General features: G+C 67.4%; 4 protein-coding genes and 1 pseudogene. 3 read left to right on the plus strand and 2 right to left on the minus strand.

What is annotated here, in order from left to right; all coding sequences use genetic code 11:
- The 3 genes and pseudogenes from Q2100_RS23655 to Q2100_RS23665 form a co-directional block, all read left to right on the plus strand.
- Positions 1 to 622: pseudogene (locus tag Q2100_RS23655) on the plus strand (hypothetical protein); the annotation flags it as partial.
- Between the two features lie 246 nt (positions 623 to 868).
- Positions 869 to 2,338: a sensor domain-containing diguanylate cyclase gene (locus tag Q2100_RS23660; RefSeq protein ID WP_302916015.1), complete on the plus strand. Its 1,470-nt coding sequence runs from the start codon at positions 869 to 871 to the stop codon at positions 2,336 to 2,338.
- A 37-nt stretch (positions 2,339 to 2,375) separates the two neighbouring features.
- On the plus strand, positions 2,376 to 3,065 hold the full coding sequence (locus Q2100_RS23665; protein WP_302916017.1) for an EAL domain-containing protein: 690 nt from the start codon (positions 2,376 to 2,378) through the stop codon (positions 3,063 to 3,065).
- A gap of 3 nt (positions 3,066 to 3,068) precedes the next feature.
- Here the strand turns inward: Q2100_RS23665 and Q2100_RS23670 are convergent, their stop codons facing one another.
- Positions 3,069 to 3,995 carry a DUF7064 domain-containing protein gene (locus tag Q2100_RS23670; protein WP_302916016.1) on the minus strand — a complete coding sequence of 309 codons (927 nt, stop codon included), beginning with the start codon at positions 3,993 to 3,995 and terminating at the stop codon, positions 3,069 to 3,071.
- The gene (locus Q2100_RS23675) at positions 3,985 to 4,932 is read right to left on the minus strand and encodes an SDR family oxidoreductase (protein ID WP_302916018.1); all 948 of its coding nucleotides are present in this window, start codon (positions 4,930 to 4,932) and stop codon (positions 3,985 to 3,987) included. Before Q2100_RS23675 ends, Q2100_RS23670 begins: the two co-directional genes overlap by 11 nt.
- Positions 4,933 to 4,971: the final 39 nt, after the last annotated feature.

Raw genomic sequence — 4,971 nt, forward strand, 5'->3', positions numbered from 1 at the left:
GGCGCTCGGCGAATTCGCGCGCGCCCACCCCGCGCTGCTGCCGCCCGGCGTGGGTTCGCCGTCGTTCCTCGGCCGGCTCGCTGAACAGGCGCACGAGGCGATGCGCCGCGAACCCGACATCTGGCGCAGCCTGGCCGGCGCACCCGATCACATCGCGCTGTGCCACTGGAACGCCAACGTCGACAACGCGTGGTTCTGGCGGGACGCCGACGGCACCATGCGCTGCGGACTGCTGGACTGGGGCTGTGTGAGCCGGATGAACGTCGCGATGGCGATCTGGGGATCGCTCAGCGGCGCCGAAACCGCCCTCTGGGACGACAGTTTCGATGAGCTCACCGAGGTTTTCTGCGCCGAGGTCGCCGCCTCCGGCGGACCGCACCTCGATCCGGCGGGGCTGCGCAGGCACGTGCTGCGCTACACCGCACTGATGGGCATCACCTGGCTGCTCGGGGTGCCCGCGCTGGTGGCGGCCCGGGTGCCCGACGCAGGCCCGGACACCACCCGTTTCGACCCGCGCATCCGCGATGACGAGAGCGTGCGGGCGCCGCTGCAGATGCTGAGCAACGTCCTCAACCTCTGGCACACGCGCGATATGGCCGCAGCCCTGGCCGAACTCGGCTAGCGCGCTCGGGAGTGACGTCCTCAGCCCGCTTTGCTATCGTCACGATCGGTGCCTAGCAAACACACGGCGGCATCGTCCAGTCGTTCTGTGACAATCGACGCAGTCGGGAAGGGTATGGAGCAAATTTTGCCCGCAGGAAACGAGAGTGCGCCGGAGGTCGCGGACCCTCGGCGTGCCGGCGGGCGCGACCGTCGCAGGCAGCTTCGCGGACCGCCGACTCCACGCTCGTCAGACATCGAGAGCATCGTGCGCGACGCGCTGAACGATGTCGATGTTCTGCAGGCGGTGCTCGACAGTTCACCGGACATGGTCACCATCTCGGAAGCTTCAGGGCACGTCCTCTACATCAACGCGTCCGGCCTGGCCATGGTGGGAATGACGGCATTGTCACCGGTTCGGCCGCTGACAATGAGTGAATTCTTCGTTCGATCCGGCACCACGGTCGAGACCGAGATGCCCTTTGACTTCTCGAGGGAGGGACACGGATTCTCAGAACTGAAGAACTTCTCCTTCGCCAGCGACGGCCCCATACCGGTCGAGATCACGACTTTCGTCGTCGACCGATCCCGTGACCGGGGCAATGTCGTCGTGTCCGTCATCCGGGATCGCAGAAGCGCGCAGAGTCACGACAAATGGCATGCTGCCGCCCGGGAATCGACCTACCTTGCCGCTGAGCAGAGGGCGGTGGCGAAATTGAGCAGGCTGGCCCTCGATGGCGACCTCGATCAGCTACTCGACTCGGCGACCACCGCGGCCTCGACGCTCATGGGCGTCAATCGATCGATGGTCACCTGTCCGGTCGAGGGCGACGACGAATCGATTGCCGTGGTGGGGTTCTCCGGTCAACCGCCGAGACCGCTGCTCCTGCCCGCCGGACACCGGTCACTGATGGGATACACACTGGCCGTCAACGACGTGGTGGTATGCGAAGACCGCGACCAGGAATCACGATTCTCGACAGAAGGAATGGCAAGTTACGGCTTTCGCAGCGGCGCCTCCGTACCCATACCCGGAACCGACGGCCCGTGGGGAGCGCTGTCGGTGCACAGCAACGACAATCGCGTGTACAGCGAACGCGACCTGGCCTTCCTGCAGACCGTGGCGGACGTGCTCTCGGCAGCGATCCGGCGTGTCGAACTCGATCGGCAACTGCGCGAGCGCAGTATGCATGATTCGCTGACCGGACTGCCCAATCGGACACTGGCCTACGAACGCATCGAACACACGCTTGCCCGTGCCCAACAGGACGGGACGACGATGGCGGTGCTGGTGCTCGACATCGACGACTTCAAGATCATCAACGACAGCCTCGGGCACGAAGCCGGCGATCGCGCACTCGTCCGTCTCGCCGGCCGTCTCGCCACGGCCGTCCGGCCGGAGGACACGGTGGCGCGCGTCGGCGGCGACGAATTCCTCGTCATCGCCGAGGACATCCGGGGAATCGACCAGGCATGCGAGTTGGCAAGCGCGCTGACCACCGCGGTCAACAGTCCACCACCGACGGGCGTCGACCCGACACCGCTCAGCGTCAGCATCGGCATCGCGGTCTCGGAAGCCGACTCCACGCGGCAGCAGCTGATTCACCACGCCGATCTGGCGATGTATCGGGCCAAAGATTCCCGGAAACGGTGGCAGCGCCGTCTTCGACCACGGCGACCTCTACGACGCCGAACGGACGCGACGCCTCTCGGTCGACCTGCGCACCGCGCTCGGTGATGGCGAGCTGAATCTGTTCTATCAACCGATCTTCTCCATCGCCACCGGCGAGCTCGTGGCCATGGAGGCCCTGGCTCGATGGTCGCACCCGGACCTCGGCGTGATCGACCCGACCGAGTTCGTCGCGGTTGCCGAGCGCACCGGCGTGGTCGGCGATCTCGGCGAATGGGCGCTCTACACGGCTTGTGCGCAGGCGACCTCGTGGCGCACGTTCTGTGATGTCGGTGTTCGCGTCAACGTGAGCGCTCTGCAGCTGCGCGACGCCGCATTCGTGAACAAGGTGGTCGCCGTCTTGGTGTCCACCGGACTCGATCCCGCCGCTCTGGGGCTGGAAATCACCGAGACGGTGTGGGTTTCGGACACCGCGCGGGTAGCGGGCACGTTGACGGCGTTGCACGACATGGGCATCGGGATCTCGCTTGACGACCTCGGAAGCGGATACAGCTCGATCGCATACCTGACTCGCTATCCCGTGTTCGAGTGCTTCAAGATCGACAAGTCGTACATCCAGAGCCTTCCCGCCGCTCGCCCGAGTGCAATCGTCGCCGCGGTGGTGATGCTGGCCCGCGCTTTCGATCTCACCGTCGTCGGCGAAGGCGTCGAAACGGTGGAGCAACTGGAGATCCTGCGGGCGTGCGGATGTGACCTCGCTCAGGGCTTCCTCCTCGGCAAGCCGATGACCGCCGACCAGGCAACCGCCGAACTGAGTCGAGCGGCGAAGAGATAGCGGTCAGCGGGACGAGACCTTCGGGCCCGACGAGCGGATGAGCGACCGGACCTGTTCGCGGGCGAAGAATTCCTGGTCCTCGCCCCAGCCCTGCAGCCCGTCCCACCGCCAGTCGGTCAGCGTCCAGAACGTCATGCGGCCCGGCCAGCCGAGCCAGCGCAGCGCGGTGCGGACCTCGCCCTCGGCGTGCAGGCTGCGACCCAGGTGGTCCTCGCCGTCCAGCACGACCTGCGCGGGCGCGCCCGCACGTCGACTCAGCACGCGCCGGGTGCCCTTGACCAGCTCGCCGAGTTCGCCATCGCGCATGAGGTAGCCACCGATGACGACGTCGCGGCCCGGTTCGCGACCGGCGATCGTGATGGTGTGCCAGTGCGCCTCAGGTGAGGCGATCGCCCACAGGTAGTCACCCGGCCTCCTGGCGCCAGGGTGGTGCGGACCCCACGTGCGGTCGCGCATCGAGTAGCAGTCCACCTCGGTTCGCTCGCCGTCGAGCACGAGTGATCCCGTCATCCGGCCCGGCTGGTCGAAGTGGTGCGGCGCACCGCCGGTGCCGTCGCCCAGCGTGTGCGGCGCCATCAGCGACGACCATTCCAGGTCGAGTTCGAGTCCGAGCGCGACGTACGACAACCGATAGCGGTGCGTGGGTTCGACGACCCTGTGGCGCAGCGAGTTCGGCAGGGTGAAGTCGCCGAAGTCCAGTGCGCCGGTCGGTGGTTGCTGCCACCGCCAGTCGTAGAAGAGGCAGTCGTAGACCTCCTCGCCGGTCGGGTCCCACAGTGCCGGCCCGCCGCCGGAGATCCCGGTGCGTGCGTCGTGGAAGTAGTAGACGAACCCGTTGATGTCGCGCTCGGGCACGGCGAAACCGAACCAGCCGCTCTCGTTCCAGTACGGGTCGTCCCCCGGCGGGTGGAACAGCTCGTCACCCGCCATAGCTGACCCCGGTGAGCCGCTCGGAGAGGGCCCACAATTCGCGGCAGTCGTTCTGGCTGTGGGCCTGTGGCGGCACCTTGGCGAATGTGACTCCCCCGCCGGCAGTCTCGTAGAATCCGCGCGGCCCGTAGTAGGCGGCGCCGTCGGCGGCCGGTGACACGGCGGCGTACAGCGTCGGTTTGATCGCCTCGTCGACCTCGAGCCACATGAACGGCAGCAGCCGCCACGTCAGCTGGGTGAGCCGGGCCTGCAGCGTAGGGGCGTCGCGACCGTAGGAGGCGCCGCTGAGCAGGTTGGTCTTGGCCAGGCCCGGGTGCGCGGCGTTGGAGCTGACGGTCCAGCCGTTGCGGCGGCTGCGCCGGTCGAGTTCCATCGCGAACATCAACTGCGCCAGCTTGGCGATGCCGTAGCTCTGCATCGCTTTGTAACCGCGCTCGGCGTTCGGGTCGGTGAAGTCGAGGTGGCGCTGGGTGGCGGCAATGCTGCTGACGGTAACCACCCGCGCGGACGGCGCCGCGCACAGCAGCGGCAGCAGATGACCGGTCAGGGCGAAGTGCCCGAGGTGATTCGCGCCGAACTGCAGCTCGAACCCGTCGCCGGTCTGCTGGCGGTGCGGTGGCGTCATCACCCCGGCGTTGTTGATCAGTATGTCGATCGGCCGACCCTCGGATCCGAGGTACTCCCCCAGCGCGGCAACGCTTTCCAGGGAAGCGAGGTCAAGCTGCGCGATGGACAACTCTGCGTCGGGCACGGCGGCACGGATGTCGGCGGCGGCCGTCTCGCCTTTGGCGCGGTTGCGAACCGCGAGCACCACGTCGGCGCCGGCCGCTGCCAGCGCTCGCGCCAGCCCGAGTCCCAGCCCGCTGTTGGCGCCGGTGACGACGGCGAGTCTGCCGGTGAACTCGGGAACCTCGAGGGGCAGGCCGTCTTTCACCAGGTGACCGGCAGCTCGTAGAGGCCGTAGGCGAGGGCGTCG

It is taken from the genome of Mycolicibacterium arseniciresistens (assembly GCF_030519285.1).
GTDB lineage: Bacteria > Actinomycetota > Actinomycetes > Mycobacteriales > Mycobacteriaceae > Mycobacterium > Mycobacterium arseniciresistens.

What these genes read in the sequence shown, in the direction of transcription:
- Q2100_RS23670 (WP_302916016.1), bottom strand. Translation starts at nt 3,995, where the DNA reads ATGGCGGGTGACGAGCTGTTCCACCCGCCGGGGGACGACCCGTACTGG.